Here is a 19921-nt window from a genome sequence, read left to right as displayed (position 1 = left end):
CCACTGATTCGGCTGATAAGCGCTGATCCGGGTCGCATGGCGGACCGCGTGCCGTGCCGAGCCCGGTGGGTTCGCCGCCGGGCTCGACCGCGTTGTGCATCGACGCGGCAACCGCCGCCGAGCACGCTCGATCAATCCGAACATCACGCCCGGAGGGCCCGCGGGAACCTCCCACTGGCGTATTCGCGGCCCAGACAACCGGCCGGGCGGTGCGGCTGGAACTCGGCCGGTGTACCAATCGGATAGCTGCCGGATCACCTTGCAGGGTCGGGGCGGAGTCGCGAATAATACTTCCACACAATAACTTTCATCGGGTTCGGCGCTGTATCTCGGCCTGGCTCCGACGGACCGGCCATGATCCGAGCGGCGCGCGCCGTCTGTACAGACCAGGGGGGTAGATGCTCGATCCGCGGGCTATCGCGGTTGTCATCCGGAACAAGGACAACCAGGGCCACGAGGACAAGACCCTGGATATCGTCGAATTCGATCCTCAGCCCGAACGGGCTTTCGTGCGGTTCGGCGGGGCCAAGAAGTACCCCTTCGGATGGGACCGGGTAATTGTTCTGCGCCGGCCCCAACAGATTTCGATGCGACCACACGAAGTGCTTCTCATCGACGGCTCTCCCACCGACGCGCGCGAGGCGTACCTTTTCACCGGCCCGCCGCATACCGGATCGTGGTGGCATGTGCTGGACCGTGCGGGCGCATGGACCGCCTGCGGCGCAGCCCGGGCCAAGGTAGTGCGGAATGCTGCCGGTGCCGCCAGCGCCAAGAATGTTCTGGCCTACTGGCGCGATGTTGCAGGGCGGTTGACCGGCGACTCCGGCACCCTCCTGCGAAACCATCAGGGGCTGAGCTTCGTTCATCCGGACAGCGCACTCGCTCGGATTCTCGAACGAGGCCCCATCGAGCGCCGGCCGGACGACGAGATCCCCCTGGCGGTGTACCCGTTCCGCACCAATATCAGCCAGAGCCAGGCGGTGACCCGGGCACTGCAATATCCGCTCTCGGTGATCGATGGTCCACCGGGCACCGGGAAGACGCAGACGATCCTGAACATCATCGCCTCGGTGATCTGTCGGCCGGAGGCAACCGTAGGAGTGGTGTCGTTCACCAACTCCGCCGTCGACAACGTGTTCGAGAAGCTGACCAGAGAACGCTTCGGGATGGTAGCGGCAAACCTGGGCAATACCGTCAAACGGCAGGAGTTCTTCGATCGCCAAGGTGTACGCAACGAGGCCGTCGACACCCTGCTGCACAATGGCACGGAACCCGCCGAGGAGGCAGCGGACACCCTGCGCACCATGACCGGGCGCCTGACCGAGCTCCTCGAACATGAGCGGGACTGCGCCGAGCTGCGAAACCAGCTGCACGCGTATCGATTGGAACAAAGCCACTTTCAGTCGTTCCTCGACCGTCACGAGGTGCCGGACGCCGATAAGCTGCCGCTCTTGCGCCGCTACAGTGCGAACAAGCTGCTCGATTTCATCGCCGACACCGATCCCGCCTGGATCCGCGACCGCGGCTGGGCACGGCTGGTCGCCACCATGAACCGATACTTCAAGTACTGGGCGCTGCGCAAGGTCGATGCCGATGACGTCGATATCGTCCTGGAGATTCAACGCCTGTACTACGACAAGAAGATCGCCGAACTCGAGCGCCGGGTCGACCGGCTGACCAGATCCCTCGACGGCCGGAATTTCGACAGGCTGCGCAGCGAGCATACGAAGCTGTCCCAGGAGCTGCTCGCTGCGGCATTACGCACCCGATATAGGGCGCTCACCCGGACCGTTTATACGTTCCGGTATCGGCACAACTTCAGGCAGTTCAGCCAGGACTATCCACTGATCCTGAGCACCTGCCATTCGTTGCCGAACAGCATTGGACCCTCGGCGCTGCTGGACTACCTGATCATCGACGAAGCCTCACAGGTGGATCTGGTGACCGTCGCGCCGGCGCTGGCCCGAGCGAGGAACCTCATCGTTGTCGGTGATCTGAATCAGCTGGCGCCGATCGATAAGAACCTGGCAGGCGTTCCGCCCGCACCAGATCCGGTCTTCGAATACACCCACAGCATCCTCGGGGCGATCGTCGACCGGTACGGCGGCGAGGTGCCCCGCACAATGCTGCGCGAACACTACCGGTGCGATCCGGACATCATCGAGTTCTGCAACCGCAAGTTCTACTCCGGCGAGCTGATTCCTTATACGAAACCGGCGCCGGGCACCACTCCCATGGCAGTGGTGCGCACCAGCCCCGGTAATCACATGCGACAGCGCTACAACGATCCCACGTCGAATGGCCGGAGCAACCAGCGCGAGATCGATGTCATTCTGCACGAAGCTCTTCCATGGATAGCCGCGGATATCCCGCCTCATAGGATCGGGGTAACCACTCCCTTTCGCCGTCAGGCCGACAAAGCCGCCGACGCGCTGATCGAGGACATCGAGTCCGACACCGTCCACAAGTACCAGGGCCGGGAAAAGGACGCGATCGTCATGTCCACGGTGCTCGACAGCCGGGCCGGTGACGAGGTCGTGAAGTTCGCCGATGATCCACGGTTGATCAATGTGGCGGTTTCCCGGGCAATGCGCTCGTTCATCCTGGTCACGCATCCGTCCGAGCTACCGAAAAGCCGGCACATCCGCGATCTGATCGGCTATATACGGCACCGGGATCCGAACCACGCAGTCATCGACAGCGACGTGGTGTCGATCTTCGACCTGCTGTACAGCGACTACAACGAGCGCCGGCGCAGGAATCCCCGGATCACATGGGGCCGCACGGCTGTGCCCTCCGAAGATATCGCTCTTGCGTTGCTCGAGGAGATCCTTGGCGCGCCGCAGTACCAGCACCTGGGCATGGAGCGGCAGGTACTGCTGGCGAATGTCTTCCGCCGAGATCTAACCGGGCTCGATCCGCGGCAGCGCGAATTCATCCGCAACAGAGCATCATTCGACTTCGTTCTGTTCAATCGAATCACCAATGCCACCTTGGTGGCCATCGAAGTGGATGGCTTCCGCACGCATGAGGCCGACCCGGTACAGCTCGCCCGCGACGCAGTAAAGGACGAGATCTGCCATCACTACGGCTTCCCGCTGCTGCGCCTGTCGACCACCGGGAGCAACGAAGCCGGCCGGGTCTGTCACTTCCTGGACCGGCACTGCTGAATGGAGGCGACTATCGGGTTCGGTCGGACGTGGTGCGCACAGGTGACACTCCGGTATTGGAGAGGCCTTCCGTGCTGCTGGTTCGGACCCGGAGCCGCGCGGTCTGGTTGCCCATGATCAAAGCGTGTGATATTTCGGAGCTTTCCGTCGGGGAGGCCGACGATATGCACGGGAGGGATACACATGGTGACGGTTACCGTCACTCCAGTGGGAGCGGACTGGCTGGTCGCCTTCAGCGAGTATGACGGCGACCTTCTCGAGGTACTCAAATCGAATGCTCGGTACCGCAAATGGGATCCCAAAAAACGTGAGTGGCGCGTATCCGCCGATATCGCGTTCCTCTGCTCGAAGTTCGAAGAGGGCGGCGCGAAAGTCGCCATGGCGGGTAGACAACGCGGCGCCGGGACGGACGGGCCGAACACAGCGGTGCATGCCGATTTCGCTGATGTAGCGGGCTGGAGGCAGAAGTGTGAAGCACTCGATCTCGCAGCCAAGAGCATGCAGGCCGAGGTCATGCGACTGCAGGAGGACCTGGACCAGTTGCAGCAGGAGAACCAGCAACTGAGACAACGGCTGACCGAGGAGGCAGGCCGTGCGCCGGTGTCCGGTAGTTGGGCAGAACAGTTGTTCCGCGCGGTCGGCCGAGACCGCCGGGACAATGCTTATCGTGCCTTATCGAAGATCCTCCACCCCGACGTCAGGACTGGCAGCAAGGTGTTGATGCAGCAGTTGAACGATGCCCGGAACGGTTAGCGCAGGTCGGACGAACGCAGGAGCAGCCGGCGTCTTCCGTGAACCGGCCGCTGAGCGGCGCCGGCTCTGGTCTGAGCAGCGTTCAGTCGACACCGTGGCCCGGCCGGGACCGGTGGGGATTCGGCCCTGCGGGTGGTCGCACTCGAGGCCCAGCCCAGTTCAGGGAACGGGATGCCTGAACCCCGTTTTGCCAGATGGGAGACCTACCGGTACTCTGAAGCGAAGTTATCGACGTGTTCGATCGCTACCCAATCCGTTCTACCGAAGACCGTTGGTCGCCGTTCCCGCATGGGTTCGGTCGAAGGTCCGGCAGCAGCCGGCGGCCCACGCAGGGAGAGCCGAGGCAGGTACTCGACACGGGCCCCGGCTCGTATCGTATGTCCTATTGCGCCCCGGAACGCTCTGCGTCCGGGGCGTTTGTTGTATCGCCACCTCAGGTCGGTAGTTCGGGTCCGAACCGACATCAGAGAGGAGGCGAAGTATGGCAAAACCCGAGAAGGTCACCGCGGTCGCGGAGATCGCTGAGCAGTTCAAGAGCTCGACGGCCACCGTCGTCACGGAATACCGTGGCCTGTCCGTTGGTGCCCTCACCGAACTGCGCCGCGCGCTCGGTGCCGACGCCACGTACTCCGTCGCCAAGAACACCCTGGTCAAGCGGGCTGCCGCCGAGGCCGGTGTCGAGGGCCTGGACGACTTGTTCGTCGGACCGACCGCTATCGCCTTCATCCAGGGCGAGCCGGTCAACGCGGCGAAGGCGCTCAAGACCTTCGCCAAGGACCACAAGGCGCTGGTCATCAAGGGCGGCTACATGGACGGCAACGCGCTGTCCGTGTCCGAGGTCGAGAAGATCGCCGACCTGGAAACCCGCGAGGTGCTGCTGGCCAAGCTGGCCGGTGCGCTGAAGGGCAACCTGGCCAAGGCCGCAGGCCTGTTCAACGCTCCCGCGTCGCAGGTGGCCCGCCTGGCCGCCGCGCTCGAGGACAAGAAGCGGGCCGAAGGCGCCGAATAAGCGCCACCAACCCCGCGGCGTGAGCTCAGGGGCCGGAGGCGGAAGCGGAGCGTAACCACGCAGGCCCCGTGAACGCCGCAAATCAAACAGGGCGCGATCCTCGTCCGACCCAGACATCATCTACCGAAAGGAAACAACAATGGCCAACGTTGACGAACTGCTCGAGACCTTCGGCAACATGACCCTGCTCGAGCTGTCGGACTTCGTCAAGAAGTTCGAGGAGAAGTTCGAGGTCACCGCGGCCGCTCCGGTCGCCGTCGCCGCCGTCGGTGGCGCCGCTGCCGGTGGTGCCGCCGAGGCCGAGTCCGAGCAGGACGAGTTCGACGTCATCCTCGAGGGTGCCGGCGACAAGAAGATCCAGGTCATCAAGGTGGTCCGCGAGATCGTCTCCGGCCTGGGCCTGAAGGAAGCCAAGGACCTCGTCGAGGGTGCCCCGAAGCCGATCCTGGAGAAGGTCGCCAAGGACGCTGCCGACGCCGCCAAGGAGAAGCTGGAAGCGGCCGGCGCCTCGGTCTCGGTCAAGTAATTTCCGAGCGAAACGCCGTAACGGGCGGTCCCTTTTCGAGGGGCCGCCCGTTCGTGTTTTCCGGCCACATGTCGGGGTCGCCCGAATAACGGGTCCGTTCGGTGGTTACTCTTCGGTCAGGTTGGGGTGTGCGACGACATGCCCATGCGATAGAGTGACCGAACCCACTGTGACGTGACACACCGCGAGGTCGAGCGCGCGGTTCGCCGGTGGGTCGGCTCGCTGAGAAATGTGGAGGTTGGCGTGGGCGTCGAGGTCAGGACCGAAGGCATTACCAAGTCCTTTGGTTCCCAGCGGATTTGGCAGGACGTTTCGATCACCCTGCCCGCCGGGGAGGTCAGCGCGCTGCTCGGCCCCTCCGGTACCGGTAAGTCGGTCTTCCTGAAGTCGCTGATCGGTCTGCTGCGCCCCGAGCGCGGTTCGATCTACATCGACGGCACCGATATCACCACCTGCTCCAACAAGGAGCTCTACGAGATCCGCAAACTGTTCGGCGTCCTGTTCCAGGACGGCGCGCTGTTCGGCTCCATGCATCTGTTCGACAACGTCGCCTTCCCGTTGCGTGAGCACACGAAGAAGTCGGAGTCGGAGATCAAGAAGATCGTCATGGAGAAGATGGAGATGGTCGGTCTCCTCGGCGCGGAGTTCAAGCTCCCCGGCGAAATCTCCGGCGGTATGCGCAAACGTGCCGGCCTGGCCCGCGCGCTGGTGCTCGACCCGCAGATCATCCTGGTCGACGAGCCGGACTCCGGTCTCGACCCGGTCCGCACCACCTACCTGAGCCAGCTGCTCATCGACATCAACGCCCAGATCGACGCCACGATCCTGATCGTGACCCACAACATCAACCTGGCCCGCACCGTGCCCGACAACATCGGCATGCTGTTCCGCCGCCAGCTGGTGATGTTCGGCCCCCGCGAAGTGCTGCTCACCTCGGACGAGCCGGTGGTCAAGCAGTTCCTCAACGGCCGCATGATCGGCCCGATCGGCATGTCGGAGGAAAAGGACGAGGCGCAGATGGCCCGCGAGCAGGCCATGGTCGACGCCGGTCACCACCACGGCGGCGCCGAGGAGATCGAGGGCATCATCCCGCAGATGAAGGCTCAGCCCGGTATGCCGGTGCGTCAGGCTGTGCATCGCCGCAAGCAGCGGGTGCGCGAGATCATGCACACCCTGCCGCATGCCGCGCAGGTCGCCATCCAGCAGTCGCTGGACGAAAACGACGACACCCAGGTGATGTCCTACGACACCGCCCAGCTGTCGCAGGGCGGTCCGTACGACGCCACCGTGCCGCACCAGCAGATGCCGAACAGGTAAAGACCACACCCCCTCGGATACCGCGCCGGAGCACCGGCGCGGTATTCGGCTTTTTCGGGCCCGGCTGCCGATAAACCCCGCGACACGGCAGTTATGCGGGCCTGTCGCAAGGTGTAACGCAGGTAACATCGGCCACCGTGAACCCAACGCTCGCGCGTTTACGGACTCCGGTCGAGTCCGGGTTCGCTCAGGCCGGAAAGATCTTCGCGCTGTTTCTCGATGTCGCGCGCAAGGTGTTTCGCCGGCCGTTCCAATGGCGGGAATTCATCGAGCAATCCTGGTTCATCGCCAGTGTGTCGATCCTGCCCAGCGCCCTGGTGGCGATTCCGTTCGGCGCGGTCGTGGCATTGCAGACCGGGTCGCTGATCAAACAGCTCGGCGCCGAATCGTTCACCGGCGCGACCAGCGTGCTCGCGACCGTCCAGCAGGCGGCGCCGGTGGTGACGGCGCTGATCATCGCGGGCGCGGCCGGTTCCGCGGTGGCCGCCGATCTGGGCTCACGCACCATCCGCGAGGAGATCGACGCGCTGGAGGTGCTCGGCGTCGATCCGGTGCAGAAGCTGGTCGTACCGCGCGTGCTCGGCATGATGCTGGTGGCGCTGCTGCTCAACGGCCTGGTGTCGGTGGTCGGCATCGCCGGGGGCTATTTCTTCAATGTCTTGTTGCAGGGCGGCACGCCGGGCGCCTATCTCGCGTCGTTCTCGGCGCTGGCCCAGCTGCCCGATTTGTGGATCGGTGAGATCAAAGCGGCCGTTTTCGGGCTGATCGCGGGCGTGATCGCCGCGTACAAGGGGCTGCATCCGAGCGGGGGTCCGAAAGGAGTCGGCGACGCGGTGAACCAATCAGTGGTGATCACGTTCCTGGTGCTTTTCTTCGTGAACCTGGTCCTGACCTTGATCTATTTGCAGATTGTTCCCGCAAAGGGCTCCTGAGACGGTGGCTGTCCGCTACCGGAATCCGGCCTTCGCGAAAACGGCCCGCCGGGCCGGGGATATCGCACGCGCGCCGCTGAACGTCATCGATCGCGCCGGCGAGCAGATGTCGTTCTACTCCAGGGCGATCGCCTGGATTCCGCGCACCGCGGTGCACTACCGCAAGGAGGTGATGCGGCTGCTGGCCGAGGTGACCTTCGGCAGCGGTGCGCTCGCGGTGATCGGCGGAACCATCGGCGTCATCGTGTTCATGTCGGGTTCGGTCGGCGTGGTGGTCGGGCTCCAGGGTTTCAAGGCGCTCGATTCGCTCGGCAGTTCGGTGCTCACCGGTTTTCTCACCGCCTATATCAACACGAGGGAAATCGCTCCGCTGGTGGCGGCGCTGGCCTTGTCGGCGACGGTGGGCTGCGGCTTCACCGCGCAATTGGGCGCCATGCGCATTTCCGAGGAGATCGACGCGCTGGAAGTGATGGCGGTGCCCGGTGTGCCGTTTCTGGTGACGACCAGGGTGATCGCGGGATTCCTCGCCGTCATCCCGCTCTATATCGTCGGCCTGCTCGGCACCTTCCTGGCCTCGCGGATGATCAGTATCTGGTTCAACGGCCAATCCAGCGGGTCCTATGACCACTATTTCGGGCTGTTCCTGCCACCGGAGGACGTGCTGTATTCGTTCCTCAAGGTGCTGGTGTTCGCCTTCGTGATCATCATGGTGCACTGCTATTACGGTTTCCATGCCACCGGAGGACCTGCCGGGGTCGGGGTGGCGGTGGGCCGGGCGGTGCGGGCGGCGATCGTGCTGGTCAATGTGCTCGATTTCTTTCTGAGCCTGGCGATCTGGGGCACCACGACGACAGTGCGGGTGGCCGGATGAGCAGCCGGGTGCAGTGGTGGCGGTCGACGGCCAAGGTGCGCAACCGGCTGCTCGGCATCGCCTTCTTCGTGGTGGTCGGGCTGTTCCTGTGGACGACGGTGGCCATCTACAACAAGACCTTCGTGAACTCGGTCGAGGTCCGGCTGATCACCGACAGCGTCGGCAATGCGCTGACCAAGAACGCCGATGTGAAGGCGCGCGGCGTCACCGTCGGCGAGGTTCGTTCCAGCCGGGCCGAGGGCGGTCAGGTGACCCTCGAACTCGCGATCGATCCCGAGCGCGCGGAGCAGATTCCGGTGAACTCGACCGCGCGGCTGCTGCCCAAGACGTTGTTCGGCGAACGCTATGTCGATCTGCTGATTCCGCCGGATCCGAGCCCACAACATCTGACGTCCGGGGTGACGCTGCATCAGGACGCCAGTGGCAATGCCATCGAGGTGAGCAAACTGCTCGACGATCTGCTGCCGCTGTTGCAGGCGATCCCGCCGCAGGATCTGGCGGCCACCCTCGGCGCGCTCTCGCAGGCGCTGGCCGGGCAGGGCGATGAGCTCGGCGCGACGCTGGACCGGCTCGACGTCATCCTCACCGACGTCAACGCGGTGCTGCCCGAACTGCGCGAGGGGCTGCGCAGCCTGGCCGAAACCGCCATCACGTACGCCGACGCGGCACCGCAGCTGATCGACGCGCTGGACAAACTGCGCACCACCAACGCGACCATCGTGCAGCGACGCACCGATATCGACGTCCTGCTGGCCACCCTGACGCCCACCTCCGCCGCGACCGCCGATTTCCTGATCGCCAACCACGACAACGTCATCGATGTGGCCGCCGACGCCCGTCCGGCGCTGGAACTGCTGGCCACCTATTCGCCGACCTATGCCTGTGCGCTGGCCAACTTCGCCAAGATGCGCCCGCGCATCGACGAGATCATGGGCATGGGCACCGACCGGCCCGGCTCCCGGGTGACGATCGAGCTGGTCAACACCCGCGGTCGCTACCTGCCCAATCAGGATGAACCGCGCTGGCTCGACACCCGCGGCCCGGCCTGCTTCCCCGAGTTCCCGCTGGGTGTGGATCCGGGACAGTATCCGGGCGGACCCAATAACGACGGCTCCTATCAGCCGCCGAGCCGCAATCCCGGCGATCAGCGGATCGGCGCCATGCAACCACCCCAGTTCGGGGTGTTTCCCGCGGGCAACACGCCGACCATCGCGGGTTCGCCGGGGGAGCAGCATGCGCTCGGCGCGATCTACGGTGCCGCGCAGGGTAGTTCGCCGGAGCAGGTGCCTGGGTGGGTGACCAGGATCGCCGCACCGGCCTTTCGCGGGAGCGAGGTGAGTGTGCGATGAAGGCGCAGCTGCGTGGTCTTGGCGGGCCGCTCACCAAACTCGTGCTCTTCGTGGTGGTGACGCTGTTCGCGACGGTGATGCTGGGGCTGTCCATCGCCAACTACACCGGTGGCGGGACCATGTTCAAGGCCCGCTTCACCGACGTCACCTCGCTCAATCCCGGTGATGAGATCCGTATCGCCGGTGTCCGCGTCGGCAAGGTGACCGGGATCTCGATCGTGGACCGCCGGGTGGCCGAGGTGAAATTCGAACTCACCGACCGGGAGTGGCTGCCCGCCTCGGTCATGGCCACCATCCGTTTCCGCAATCTGGTCGGACAGCGCTATATCGAGTTGGAGCGTGGTCCCGGCGAACAGGGCCGCAAGATCAACGAGGGCGCGACGATTCCGCTGGAGCGCACCCGGCCCGCGCTGAACCTGACCACCCTGTTCGACGGGTTCCGGCCGCTGTTTCGCACCTTGCAGCCCGAGGACGTCAATAAGCTGTCCTACGAGATCATCCAGGTCTTCCAGGGCGAGCAGGGCACCGTCGCGGATCTGGTCGCCAGCACCGCGGTTCTCACCAACAAGATCGCCGACAAGGACGCGGTGATCGGGGAGCTGGTGCGTGATCTGACCGAGGTGCTCGACACCATCAATGCCCGCGAGGACCAGTTCGATCAGCTCGTGGTCAATACCGCGGCGCTGGTGGACGGACTCGCGGCGCAGCGCGACACTATCGGCCGCGCGGTCACCTCCCTCGGCGACGTCGCCACCGCCACCTCCGAGCTGCTGGTGCCGACCAGGCCGTCGCTGCAGGGCACCATCGCCGGCATCAATCAGCTCACCGGGGTGATCAACGAGCGCCGCGACGAAGTGGACCGAACGCTGGCCACGCTGCCGATCAAGATGGAAAAGCTCGGCCGCGTCGGCAGTTACGGCTCCTGGTTCCAGTTCTATCTGTGCGGCATCGATATCGTCGCGGGTCCGGGCGCTCCCGACGCGCCGCAGCTGAACCTGCCCGCGGGCCTGCCGACGATCAACCAGCCGCTCTACACCAACGCCGCACCGCGCTGTCATGGGGAAGGGGGCCGCTGATGGACGACCGCGTTCTGCTCGGCAAACGCAGCCCCGCCTTCATCGGCGTGCTCGGGCTGGTGATGGTGCTGCTGGTGACGATGTCGGCGTTCTTCCTCGACCGATTGCCCATCATCGGGGCCGGCATCTCCTATTCGGCCGAATTCTCCGAGGCGGCCGGGCTCGACCGCGGCGACGAGGTGCGCGTGGCCGGGGTGAAGGTGGGGTCGGTGTCCGGGGTGCGGCTCGACGGCGACCGGGTGGTGGTGGATTTCCGCACCAGGGACACCTGGATCGGCGACGAGACCACGGCGTCCATCCAGATCAAGACCCTGCTCGGGCAGAAGTACCTGGCGCTGGACCCGCAGGGCTCGCGGGTCGCCGATCCCAGCGATCGGATTCCGTTGTCGCGCACCGTGTCCCCGTACGACGTCATCGACGCCTTCAGCGACGCCGCCCGCACCCTCGACGAGATCGACACCACCCAACTGGCCACCTCTATGCGCGTGCTCTCCGACGCCTTCGCCACCACGCCGCCGCATATCCGCAGCGCGATCGACGGAGTGACGCGGCTGTCGAACACAGTCGCCAAACGCGATGACGAACTCCGCAAGCTATTCGCCGCGACCAAGAAGACCACCCAGGTCCTGGCCGACCGCAATGCCGAATTCGAGCGGCTGCTGACCTCGGGCGGGCAACTGTTCGCCGAACTGAATATCCGTCAGCAGGCCATCTCGCAATTGCTGGCAGGCGCGCAGACCGTCTCCACCGAACTGAGTGCGCTGGTGGCCGACAACGAGAAACAGATCGGGCCCGCGCTGACCAATCTGCAGGCCGCGATCGACCTGCTCAATGCCAATCAGGCCAACATCACCAAGACCCTGGAGCTGGCGGCCCCGTTCTACGGGCTGTATGCGAATGTGCTCGGCACCGGGCGCTGGTTCGACGCGGTGATCGTCAACATCACCCCGCCCGGCCTGCCGGAGATCCCCGGCTACCGGCCGCCGGTGCGCACGCTGGGAGGCAACTGATGGCGTTGCGGCGTGGCGGCAAGATCGCGATCGCGTTGGTCGCGGTCATCGCGCTGGTGCTGGCCGGCGCGCTGTGGTGGGTGTTCGACCGGCTCAACACCACCACGATCACCGCCTATTTCGATCGGTCGGTGGGCATCTACGAGGGCTCGGATGTGCGGATCCTCGGGCTGCCGGTCGGCTCGGTGGATTCGGTGCAACCGCTCGGCGATCAGGTGAAGATCGTGATGAGCGTCGACCGTTCCTACGACATTCCCGCCGATGCCAGGGCCGCCCAGATCACTCCCTCGATCGTCTCGGATCGCTTCATCCAGCTCACGCCCGTCTATCGCGGTGGCCCGACAATGGACCGCACCGCGACGATTCCGCGTGAGCGCACGGCCACCCCGGTCGAGGTCGATCGGCTCTACCGCAGCATCACCGAACTGTCCGAAGCGCTCGGCCCGGACGGCGCCAATGCCGACGGCGCACTGAACCAGCTGGTCCAGACGACGGCGCAGAACCTGGCGGGCAACGGCGCCGCGATTGCCGACGGCATCACCGAACTGTCGGCGGCCGCGCGCACGCTGTCGGATTCGCGCGGCGACATATTCGACACGGTGAAGAATCTGCAAGCGTTCATCACCATGCTGGCCCGCAACGACCAGCAGGTACGCCAATTCAACGTCCAGCTCGCCGACCTGTCGTCGTTCCTGGCCGGTGAACGGCAGAACCTCGGCAACGCCTTGGAATTGCTTTCCATCGCCCTCGGTGACGTCGCCCGGTTCATCGACGCCAACCGGCAACTGATCCAGGGCAATGCCGATTCGCTCATCACCCTCACCCAGACCCTCGCCGACCGGCGCGACGCACTGGCCGAGGCCCTGCCGGTGTTGCCGGTGGCCTTGAGCAACCTCATCAATATCCACAACGGTGAATCCGGCACGCTGGATATGCGGGCCAACTTCACCGATCTGCAAGACCCCTTCGGCGCGATGTGCCGGATGCTCGATATGAGCAAGCTCATGCCCAGCGACCCGAAGTTCGAGGCGCTCGGCAAGCAGATGCGCCCGCTGCTCGAACGCTGCAAGCACATCACCGACCAGATCACCGCCGCCGTGCAGACGCCGACGCTGATCCTGCCGTTCGGCATTCTCAGCGCCGAGAACCAGCAGCGCGCCCCCGTCCCCGGGACCGTGCCCGGCACGCCGTCGAACCGGTTGCCGCCCTCGCAGGGAGGCCCGAAATGATGCGGCGGATGGCGACCGTGGCGGCCGCGGTGCTGACCGGGCTGCTGATGGCTTCGTGCTCGTCGGACGGCATCTACAGCATTCCGCTGCCCGGCGGCGCGGACGTCGGATCCGACCCCATGCACATCGATATCCGCTTCGACGATGTGCTCGATCTGGTGCCGCAGTCGGCGGTGAAGGTCGAAGGCGTGCCGGTCGGGCGGGTGGAGGAGATCAGCCTCGCCGAGGACGGCTGGACCGCGAATGTCTCGGCGGTGGTGAACTCCTCGGTCGACCTGCCGGTGAACGCGCTGGCCGAGGTACGGCAATCGAATCTGCTGGGGGAGAAGTTCATCGAACTGTCCGCCCCCGAGGGCGATGCTTCGGGGCCGAGACTCACCGACGGCGCGGTGATCCCGTTGACCAACACCAGGCATGCCACCGAGGTGGAGCAGGTACTCGGCGCGCTGTCACTGCTGCTCAACGGCGGTGGGGTGGCGCAATTGCAGCCGATCGTCAGCGAGCTGAACAAAGCGCTCGGCGGGCGCGAGGACCGGGTGCGGGCGGTCCTGGAACAGGCGAACACCCTGATCGGGGGGCTCGAGGATCAGGTCGACGACATCACCAGGGCACTCGACGGACTGGAGACGCTGAGCAACCGGGTCGCGGCGCAGACCCGGCAACTCGACCGGATTCTCGACGAACTGCCCGAAGGCATTCGGATCCTGGAACAACAGCGGCCCCAGCTGATCGCGCTGCTGGCCCAGCTGGACCGGGTGGGGCGGGCCGGGTTCGACGTCATCGATACGGCCAAAGACGATCTCATCCGCGATCTGCGCGCCTTGCGGCCCGCGCTGCAAGAACTCGGGCGCGCCGCACCGGATCTGGTGACCGCGCTGCCGCTGGTGCCGACCTATCCGTTCCCGGATTCGACGCTCGAGGGCACCTTCGGCGGACAGGTCAACACCTGGCTGTCGGTGGATCAGCAGATCGGCGTCACCTTGAGCAACCTCGGCGTCGGCAAACCGGACCCGGTGTACATCCCGCCCGTCGGGCCGCCGGTCAACGTCGATCCGGCCAATCCGTATTACGGCGGCAACGGGCCGCGTCCCGGCTGGCCCACGGTGTCGTTGTTCCCGCTGCCGCCGGCCATGGCCGTCGTCCCGGTGCCGGGGCAGCCGGGCGTGCCGGGGTTGCCGCCGCAGCTCGGGCCGCTACTGGAACCGTTCGGAGGTGGACCGCGATGACCCGCATGGTTCGGTGGCAGCTGGTCGCCTTCGCGATCATCGCGGTACTCGGCGTGGTCTACGTCGGCGCCCGCTATATCCGGCTCGACCACATGCTCGGCTTCGGCCAGTACGAGGTGCTGCTGCGCACCGAGCACACCGGCGGCGCCTACACCGGCGCCGAGGTCACCTATCGCGGGGTCCCGGTGGGCCGGGTCGGTGGCGTCGACCTCACCGACGACGGTGTGCTGATCAAGCTGGTGATCGATGCGAGCTCGCCGAAGATACCGGCATCGGCGCGGGCGGTGGTGGCCAACCGGTCGGCGATCGGCGAGCAGTATGTGGATCTGCAACCGGACACGGTGGGCGAACCGTATCTGCGGGACGGATCGATCATCGACTCGGTGACCACACCGGTGCCGGTGGAGGAGCTGATCGGCAGCGTCGACACCCTCGCGAGCACCGTCGACCTGAACGCGCTGAGTATCACCGTCACCGAACTCGGCCGCGCACTCGACGGCAAGGGCGGTGATCTGCGCGGGCTGCTCGAATCCCTGAACACCTTCACCGAGAGCTTCCGCGCGGCGCTGCCGCAGACGGTGCAACTCATCCGCGACGGCCGCGTCGCGCTCGGCACTCAGGCCGCGCAATCGGAGTCGATCCGCGAATTCAGCGCGGGCCTCGACCAGCTCGCCGCCCAGTTGCGAACCAGCGATCCGGCGGTGCGCAGGCTGATCGGCACCGGCACCGACGCCGGACAGCAGATCGGCGCGCTGCTGGCGGAGAGCGGCGCCGCGCTCACCACCGACCTGGCGAATCTGCGGGTGCTGCTGCTGGCCATCTCCCCGAAGTTCTATGCCCTCAAACCGCTGCTGCAAATGCTGCCGCAACTGTCCATCGGCGCCTCGGCCACCGCGCCCGGCGACGGCACCAGCCATTTCGGCCTCGTCCTCGAGACCAACAACCCGCCCGCCTGCACCGTCGGCTACGAGGGCACCAAGGCCATCCTCGACCAGATGAAGGCACAGAACCCGGACTTCGACGACACCCGCGACGAGTTCCCCTTCAATACCGAGGCCCACTGCGCGGTGCCCTTCGGCAACCCGACCGCCGTCCGCGGCGGCGCCCGCGCCGAGCTCGCCGACCCGCTCATCACCCAGCCCTGGGACGACAACCCCAAGGTCGACCCCGACAAGCTCAACCTCACCCCCATCGCCGTCCAGATCTCCACGCTGCTGGGAGTGACCCCGAAACGCTGATCCGAACGACACGAGGTGCCCCTTGAATCTCGACCCGCCCGACCCCGAGGACACCCGGGAGCCGTCCCGCGACGATGCGGAGACCGCAGGCAACACATCGGCCGAACCCGCCGACCGCGCATCGCCGGACTTCCGCGCCGAGCCGTCCGGTCCGCTTCGATTGGTGACCGTGGCAGCGGTGGCGGCGCTGGTCGTCGCGTTGGCCGCGGCAGCCTGGTTCGGGGCGGGGTGGGTGCGGGCGGGCTTCTTCACCGATGGGCCGCGCGCGGCGGCGCGGGATGCGGCGCTGGACGCTGCTCAGCAAGCGGCGATCAATATGACCTCGATGAACATCGATGACGTGTCCGGATCGCTGGCGATCGCGCGCTCGTCGATGACGGGGCCGATCCTGGCCTCGGCCACCGAACATCAGCAGCAGGCCGAGGCAATGGCGAAGCAGGCGGGCGTGCGGATGGCGTCGAGTGTGCTCGGCGCCGCGCTGACCTCGTTGAACTCGGAGCTGGATCGCGCTTCTGCCCTGGTGGTGCTTCGGGTCACCGAGGCGAAGCCGGGGGAGCAGCCGGCCGGATATCGATATACCTGGAGTCTCGATATGGCCAAGGACGGCGACATCTGGAAGGCCGAACAGGTGTCGTCGCTAGGGCAGCCGGTGCCGCTGGACGACGCCGGGACCAACCCCGCCGATCCGGCGGCGCCGGGGCAGGGCACCTCGCCCGACAACCCGGCGCCCGCTCCCGGCCCCGCCTCCGGTGAGCCCGGCGGCACACCCGCGCCGAACGACCCCCGCGGTGCCCCTGCCCAGGATGCGCCGGGCAACGTGCCCCCGGCAGGTGAGCACCCGTGACGCCCCGCCCTGGATGTCTCGGCGGCCACGGCACGGGGATCGCGCCCGCGCCCCGGCGGCCCCACGATGGTCCCGCCCCCAGGCGCGGCCATCGACCCGGTCCGCACCTCGACGCCCTCGGCCGGCGTGGCCGTCGCGTCCAGGCCCGGCTCGCTACCGTCCGCTCCACGACCCCAGCCGCCGACCGGTGCCAGGAGGAACAGCGATGGCTGAACGCCGACCCGTCAACAAGATCTCCTCGCGCCGCCCGGTCGAACGTACTTCGCGCTCGGTCCGCCGCACCGGCACGCCGTCGACCGGAACCCGCGGGATCGTCGCCGCCGGCGCCCGCGCCGGTGCCCGCCGTACGGACAATCGTGGGCCCGCCGCGATGACCGGCGCGAATGCCACCCGCGCGCCCCGCGCCAAGGTCACCCGCGCCGCCCGGATGTCGCGCCCGGTGTCCAGCGGACGGGACCGGCGCCGATTCCTGCCGCGCCGTCGACCGAAGGCCGAGCGCGCCCGGTCGTGGACCCTCCCGCTGGCCTGCGGTGTCGCCGCGCTCGCGCTGGCCGCGTTCGCTGTCATCGCCGCGCTGCGGCCCGGCGTCCCGGACGACAACGCCGCCTTCGTCGACAACGCCGCGACCGAGGAGGTGCGCGCCGCCGCCGAGCACGCGCTGCGCACCGTCTACGGCTATCAGCTGAAGGACATCGACGGCTATCAGGCGGCGGTGTCCCAGGTGCTCACCGGCAAGATGCGCGCGGAGCTCGACAGCTACGCCGCCACCACCATCTCGGCCATCAAACAAGCCGGGACCAGCACCGAAGCGCATGTCGAGCCGGTCGGTGTGACCAAGCTGACGGGCGACCGCGCCGAGGTTCTGGTCAACCTCGTGGTGAGCGCCGAGAAGGACGGCATCGCCCAGCAGAGCGTGGCCGGGCCGGTGGTGCTGCAGATGCGCAAGGTGGACGGCCGATGGCTGGCCGAGGACATCGTCGACCGCTGACGAGCACCTGATCAGGGCCGCCGGACAGCCGGGATAAGCGCAGCGCGGCAGTCGATCTCGCCGACTGTCCGCCCGGTGCTGCCACTTGACGAGTCCCGCCGGACCCGTCACGCTATTCACAGCAGCGGCAGCTGTCACCGTGGCGGTAATCCGTCACAGTCGACACTCGGCTCACCGTGGTTCTCGACGCAGCCAGCGGAATCGGACCCGGGCCTGAGCAGGGTGGGCCGGACACGGCGCGTCAGCCTCGCGAAAATTCGCACGGCTGGTACTTTGACACCTCCGTGTCAGTAGGTGTAAGTTTGGACGTTGCGCTGGCTGCCTCCTGTCCATACCTCGATTTGCACACGTAAGTTCCACCTTCCGGTGTTACTTCCGTTGGTGCCTGTTCGAGTTTCGTTCGGGTTGTAACCAGCGGAATTCGTAGCAGACAAGCGACGGTCGCGGACCACCACGCGACGCGCGTGAGGTGCTGGAAGGACGCATCTTGGCAGTCTCCACCCAGACAAGCGCCAATTCGAAGCTGGGAGTTACGGGGTCCATCCCCGGGGCCCCGTTGCGGGTGTCTTTCGCGAAGCTCAGGGAGCCGCTTGCGGTGCCCGGGCTTCTCGATCTACAAACGGAATCTTTCGCCTGGCTGATCGGGTCGCCCGAATGGCGTGAGCGGGCAGCCGCCCGCGGCGACGTCGGCCTGGTCGGTGGGCTCGAGGAGGTGCTCGAGGAGCTCTCGCCCATCGAGGATTTCTCCGGGTCGATGTCTCTGTCCTTCTCCGATCCGCGCTTCGAAGAGGTCAAGGCCTCCATCGACGAGTGCAAAGACAAGGACATGACCTACGCGGCTCCGCTGTTCGTCACCGCGGAGTTCATCAACAACAACACCGGTGAGATCAAGAGCCAGACGGTCTTCATGGGTGATTTCCCGATGATGACCGACAAGGGCACCTTCATCATCAACGGCACCGAGCGCGTCGTCGTCTCGCAGCTGGTGCGCTCGCCCGGTGTCTACTTCGACCACACCGTCGACAAGAGCACCGAGAAGGATCTGCACAGCGTGCGGGTCATCCCGAGCCGTGGCGCGTGGCTGGAGTTCGACGTCGACAAGCGCGACACCGTCGGTGTCCGTATCGACCGCAAGCGTCGTCAGCCGGTCACCGTGCTGCTCAAGGCGCTGGGTCTGACCACCGAGGAGATCGTCGAGCGCTTCGGCTTCTCCGAGATCATGATGTCCACCCTCGAGAAGGACAACACCGCCGGTCAGGACGAGGCGCTGCTGGACATCTACCGCAAGCTGCGTCCGGGCGAGCCGCCGACCAAGGAGTCCGCGCAGACCCTGCTGGAGAACCTGTTCTTCAAGGAGAAGCGCTACGACCTGGCGCGCGTGGGTCGCTACAAGATCAACAAGAAGCTGGGCGTCCACCTGGGCGAGCCGGTCACCAGCTCGGTGCTGACGAAGGAAGACATCGTCAACATCATCGAGTACCTGGTGCGCCTGCACGCCGGCGACCGCGCGATGACCGCCCCCGGCGGCGCCGAGGTCCCGGTCGAGGTCGACGACATCGACCACTTCGGCAACCGCCGCATCCGCACCGTCGGTGAGCTGATCCAGAACCAGATCCGGGTCGGCCTGTCCCGGATGGAGCGCGTGGTCCGCGAGCGGATGACCACCCAGGACGTCGAGGCCATCACGCCGCAGACCCTGATCAACATCCGCCCGGTCGTCGCCGCGATCAAGGAGTTCTTCGGAACCTCCCAGCTGTCGCAGTTCATGGACCAGAACAACCCGCTGTCGGGTCTGACCCACAAGCGCCGCCTGAACGCGCTCGGCCCCGGTGGTCTGTCCCGTGAGCGGGCCGGCCTGGAAGTCCGTGACGTGCACCCCTCGCACTACGGCCGGATGTGCCCGATCGAGACCCCGGAAGGCCCGAACATCGGCCTGATCGGTTCGCTGTCGGTGTACGCGCGGGTCAACCCGTTCGGTTTCATCGAGACGCCGTACCGCAAGGTCGTCGACGGCCGGGTCACCGACGAGGTCAAGTACCTCACCGCCGACGAGGAGGACCGCGAGGTCCGCGCCCAGGCGAACTCGCCGATCGACGCCGACGGCAACTTCCTCGACGACCGGGTCCTCGCCCGCAAGGGCAACGAGGAGATGGAGTACGTCTCCCCGACCGAGGTCACCTACATGGACGTCTCGCCGCGCCAGATGGTGTCGGTGGCGACCGCCATGATTCCGTTCCTCGAGCACGACGACGCCAACCGTGCCCTCATGGGTGCGAACATGCAGCGCCAGGCCGTGCCGCTGATCCGTTCCGAGGCCCCCGTCGTGGGTACCGGCATGGAGCTGCGCGCCGCGGTCGACGCCGGCGACGTGGTGGTGAACGAG

Annotated in this window: 16 protein-coding genes; all 16 read left to right on the top strand. The window is 66.2% G+C overall.

The features are described from left to right. Positions 1-398: 398 nt before the first annotated feature. The gene (locus RJ05_RS22760) at positions 399-3170 is read left to right on the top strand and encodes a DEAD/DEAH box helicase (protein ID WP_036540479.1); all 2772 of its coding nucleotides are present in this window, start codon (positions 399-401) and stop codon (positions 3168-3170) included. A 207-nt stretch (positions 3171-3377) separates the two neighbouring features. Then, complete coding sequence (locus RJ05_RS22755; RefSeq protein ID WP_138445624.1) at positions 3378-3923, top strand: coiled-coil domain-containing protein; 546 nt, start codon at positions 3378-3380, stop codon at positions 3921-3923. A 481-nt stretch (positions 3924-4404) separates the two neighbouring features. After that, positions 4405-4932, top strand: a complete 528-nt coding sequence (gene rplJ / locus RJ05_RS22750) for a 50S ribosomal protein L10 (RefSeq protein WP_014353098.1) — start codon at positions 4405-4407, stop codon at positions 4930-4932. A 139-nt stretch (positions 4933-5071) separates the two neighbouring features. Beyond that, a complete protein-coding gene (gene rplL / locus RJ05_RS22745; RefSeq protein WP_014353097.1) occupies positions 5072-5458 on the top strand; it encodes a 50S ribosomal protein L7/L12 in 387 nt (128 codons plus the stop codon). A 243-nt stretch (positions 5459-5701) separates the two neighbouring features. Beyond that, a complete protein-coding gene (locus RJ05_RS22740; protein ID WP_036540510.1) occupies positions 5702-6775 on the top strand; it encodes an ABC transporter ATP-binding protein in 1074 nt (357 codons plus the stop codon). A gap of 137 nt (positions 6776-6912) precedes the next feature. Further along, positions 6913-7707: an MlaE family ABC transporter permease gene (locus RJ05_RS22735; RefSeq protein WP_036540477.1), complete on the top strand. Its 795-nt coding sequence runs from the start codon at positions 6913-6915 to the stop codon at positions 7705-7707. 106 nt (positions 7708-7813) lie between these two features. Then, a complete protein-coding gene (locus RJ05_RS22730; protein WP_373365079.1) occupies positions 7814-8578 on the top strand; it encodes an ABC transporter permease in 765 nt (254 codons plus the stop codon). Next, on the top strand, positions 8575-9927 hold the full coding sequence (locus RJ05_RS22725) for an MCE family protein (RefSeq protein WP_036540473.1): 1353 nt from the start codon (positions 8575-8577) through the stop codon (positions 9925-9927). The genes RJ05_RS22730 and RJ05_RS22725 overlap by 4 nt, the downstream gene beginning before the upstream one ends. After that, on the top strand, positions 9924-11003 hold the full coding sequence (locus RJ05_RS22720; RefSeq protein WP_174343963.1) for an MCE family protein: 1080 nt from the start codon (positions 9924-9926) through the stop codon (positions 11001-11003). Before RJ05_RS22725 ends, RJ05_RS22720 begins: the two co-directional genes overlap by 4 nt. Beyond that, positions 11003-12013, top strand: coding sequence for an MCE family protein (locus RJ05_RS22715; protein ID WP_036540471.1), 1011 nt, complete (start codon positions 11003-11005; stop codon positions 12011-12013). Before RJ05_RS22720 ends, RJ05_RS22715 begins: the two co-directional genes overlap by 1 nt. Next, entirely contained in the window at positions 12013-13242 is a 1230-nt protein-coding gene (locus RJ05_RS22710; RefSeq protein ID WP_036540469.1) for an MCE family protein, read from the top strand. The genes RJ05_RS22715 and RJ05_RS22710 overlap by 1 nt, the downstream gene beginning before the upstream one ends. Then, positions 13239-14468: an MCE family protein gene (locus tag RJ05_RS22705; RefSeq protein ID WP_036540468.1), complete on the top strand. Its 1230-nt coding sequence runs from the start codon at positions 13239-13241 to the stop codon at positions 14466-14468. The genes RJ05_RS22710 and RJ05_RS22705 overlap by 4 nt, the downstream gene beginning before the upstream one ends. Next, positions 14465-15706 carry an MCE family protein gene (locus RJ05_RS22700; RefSeq protein WP_036540467.1) on the top strand — a complete coding sequence of 414 codons (1242 nt, stop codon included), beginning with the start codon at positions 14465-14467 and terminating at the stop codon, positions 15704-15706. Before RJ05_RS22705 ends, RJ05_RS22700 begins: the two co-directional genes overlap by 4 nt. Positions 15707-15728: 22 nt before the next feature. After that, positions 15729-16550, top strand: coding sequence for a hypothetical protein (locus tag RJ05_RS22695; protein ID WP_051016820.1), 822 nt, complete (start codon positions 15729-15731; stop codon positions 16548-16550). Between the two features lie 205 nt (positions 16551-16755). After that, complete coding sequence (locus tag RJ05_RS22690; RefSeq protein ID WP_036540466.1) at positions 16756-17538, top strand: hypothetical protein; 783 nt, start codon at positions 16756-16758, stop codon at positions 17536-17538. 484 nt (positions 17539-18022) lie between these two features. Further along, the coding region (locus tag RJ05_RS22685; RefSeq protein ID WP_506330604.1) for an RNA polymerDNA-directed RNA polymerase subunit B at positions 18023-19921 on the top strand (1899 nt) is incomplete at its 3' end.

The sequence above is a fragment of the Nocardia cyriacigeorgica NBRC 100375 genome, assembly GCF_000308555.1.
Lineage (GTDB): Bacteria > Actinomycetota > Actinomycetes > Mycobacteriales > Mycobacteriaceae > Nocardia > Nocardia cyriacigeorgica.
Note: the sequence above shows the minus strand (reverse complement) of the source record. Positions and strands in the feature narration are given on the sequence as shown.

Bases quoted from the DNA above. Each gene is read 5' to 3' on its own strand.
- RJ05_RS22760 (WP_036540479.1), top strand. From the start codon at position 399: ATGCTCGATCCGCGGGCTATCGCGGTTGTCATCCGGAACAAGGACAAC.
- rplJ (WP_014353098.1), top strand. From the start codon at position 4,405: ATGGCAAAACCCGAGAAGGTCACCGCGGTCGCGGAGATCGCTGAGCAG.
- rplL (WP_014353097.1), top strand. From the start codon at position 5,072: ATGGCCAACGTTGACGAACTGCTCGAGACCTTCGGCAACATGACCCTG.
- RJ05_RS22730 (WP_373365079.1), top strand. From the start codon at position 7,814: ATGTCGTTCTACTCCAGGGCGATCGCCTGGATTCCGCGCACCGCGGTG.
- RJ05_RS22725 (WP_036540473.1), top strand. From the start codon at position 8,575: ATGAGCAGCCGGGTGCAGTGGTGGCGGTCGACGGCCAAGGTGCGCAAC.
- RJ05_RS22720 (WP_174343963.1), top strand. From the start codon at position 9,924: ATGAAGGCGCAGCTGCGTGGTCTTGGCGGGCCGCTCACCAAACTCGTG.
- RJ05_RS22715 (WP_036540471.1), top strand. From the start codon at position 11,003: ATGGACGACCGCGTTCTGCTCGGCAAACGCAGCCCCGCCTTCATCGGC.
- RJ05_RS22710 (WP_036540469.1), top strand. From the start codon at position 12,013: ATGGCGTTGCGGCGTGGCGGCAAGATCGCGATCGCGTTGGTCGCGGTC.
- RJ05_RS22705 (WP_036540468.1), top strand. From the start codon at position 13,239: ATGATGCGGCGGATGGCGACCGTGGCGGCCGCGGTGCTGACCGGGCTG.
- RJ05_RS22700 (WP_036540467.1), top strand. From the start codon at position 14,465: ATGACCCGCATGGTTCGGTGGCAGCTGGTCGCCTTCGCGATCATCGCG.
- RJ05_RS22690 (WP_036540466.1), top strand. From the start codon at position 16,756: ATGGCTGAACGCCGACCCGTCAACAAGATCTCCTCGCGCCGCCCGGTC.